The organism is Salipiger sp., from assembly GCF_059781815.1.
This window is the reverse complement of sequence record NZ_JBYNAH010000408.1, coordinates 1-1844: the sequence shown is the minus strand read 5'-3', so window position 1 is coordinate 1844 and position 1844 is coordinate 1. Positions and strand designations below refer to the sequence as shown.

At 65.5% G+C, this 1844-nt stretch carries 1 protein-coding gene; it reads left to right on the top strand.

Features of this window, described 5'->3' with window-relative positions; genetic code table 11:
* Positions 1–1844 (top strand): acetate--CoA ligase (gene acs, locus AC6RA4_RS25305; RefSeq protein ID WP_500165057.1); only part of this gene is annotated, 1844 nt, incomplete at both ends.

Sequence of the window (1844 nt, the reverse complement as noted above, 5' to 3'; positions counted from 1 at the left end):
CCGTCATCCGACTTCGCGTCCAAGGCGCATGTCGACGCTGCGAAATACGACGAGATGTATGCCCGCTCGATCAGCGACCCGGAGGGGTTCTGGGGCGACGAGGCGCAGCGGCTCGACTGGATGGCCCGGCCGACCAAGATCAAGAACACCAGCTTCGAGTTCGGCAAGGTCGATATCAAGTGGTTCGAGGACGGCGTGCTCAACGTCGCCTATAACTGCGTCGACCGCCACCTGAAGACCCGTGCCAACCAGACCGCGATCATCTTCGAGCCCGACAACCCCGAAGACCCCGCCCAGCACATCACCTATGCCGAGCTCTACGACAAGGTGAACCGCATGGCCAACGTCCTGCTCAGCCAGGGCGTGATGCGCGGCGACCGCGTGGTGATCTACCTGCCGATGATCCCCGAGGCCGCCTATGCCATGCTGGCCTGCGCCCGCATCGGCGCCATCCATTCCATCGTCTTCGCCGGCTTCTCGCCCGACGCGCTGGCCAACCGCATCAACGATTGCGGCGCCAAGATCGTCATCACCGCCGACACCGCCCCGCGCGGCGGCCGCAAGACCGCGCTCAAGTCCAACACCGACGCGGCGCTGCTGCACTGCTCGGACAAGGTCCGCTGCCTGGTGGTCAAGCATACCGGCGACCAGACCAGCTGGATCCAGGGCCGCGATGTCGACCTCAACTACCTCATGGAGCACGCGGCCCCCGATTGCCCGCCGCGCCCGATGAACGCCGAAGACCCGCTCTTCATCCTCTACACCTCGGGCTCCACCGGCAAACCCAAGGGGGTTGTGCACGCAAGTGGTGGATATCTGGTTTACGCCGCCCTCACCCACGAGGTGGTGTTCGATTACCACGACGGCGACGTCTACTGGTGCACCGCCGATGTCGGCTGGGTCACCGGCCACAGCTACATCGTCTACGGCCCGCTCGCCAACGGCGCCACCACGCTGATGTTCGAGGGCGTGCCGACCTATCCCGATGCCAGCCGTTTCTGGGAGGTTTGCGACAAGCACAAGGTCAACCAGTTCTACACAGCCCCGACCGCGCTGCGGGCGCTGATGGGCCAGGGGGACGCCTTCGTCGAGAAGTGCGACCTGTCCAGCCTGAAGCTGCTCGGCACCGTCGGCGAGCCCATCAACCCCGAGGCCTGGAACTGGTACAACGACAAGATCGGCAAGGGAAAATGCCCGATCGTCGACACCTGGTGGCAGACCGAGACCGGCGGCCACCTGATGACCCCGCTGCCCGGCGCCCACGCGCTCAAGCCCGGCTCGGCGATGAAGCCGTTCTTCGGCGTCAAGCCGGTGGTGCTCGAGCCCACCTCGGGGGAGGAGATTCACGACTTCCCGACCGAGGGGGTTCTGGCGCTGGCCGATAGCTGGCCGGGGCAGATGCGCACCGTCTGGGGCGATCACGAGCGCTTCGAGCAGACCTATTTCCAGCAATATAAAGGCTACTATTTCTCGGGCGACGGCTGCCGCGTCGACGAGGATGGCGATTACTGGATCACCGGCCGCGTCGATGACGTGATCAACGTCTCGGGTCACCGCATGGGCACGGCAGAGGTCGAATCGGCGCTGGTGGCGCATGCCAAGGTCGCCGAGGCGGCGGTGGTGGGCTACCCGCACCCGGTGAAGGGCCAGGGCATCTATTGCTACGTGACGCTGATGAACGAGGTCGAGCCTTCGGAGGAGCTCAAGAAGGAGCTCCGCACCTGGGTCCGCACCGAGATCGGCCCGATCGCCTCGCCGGACCTGATCCAGTGGGCGCCCGGCCTGCCCAAGACGCGCTCGGGCAAGATCATGCGCCGCATCCTGCGCAAGATCGCCGAGAACGA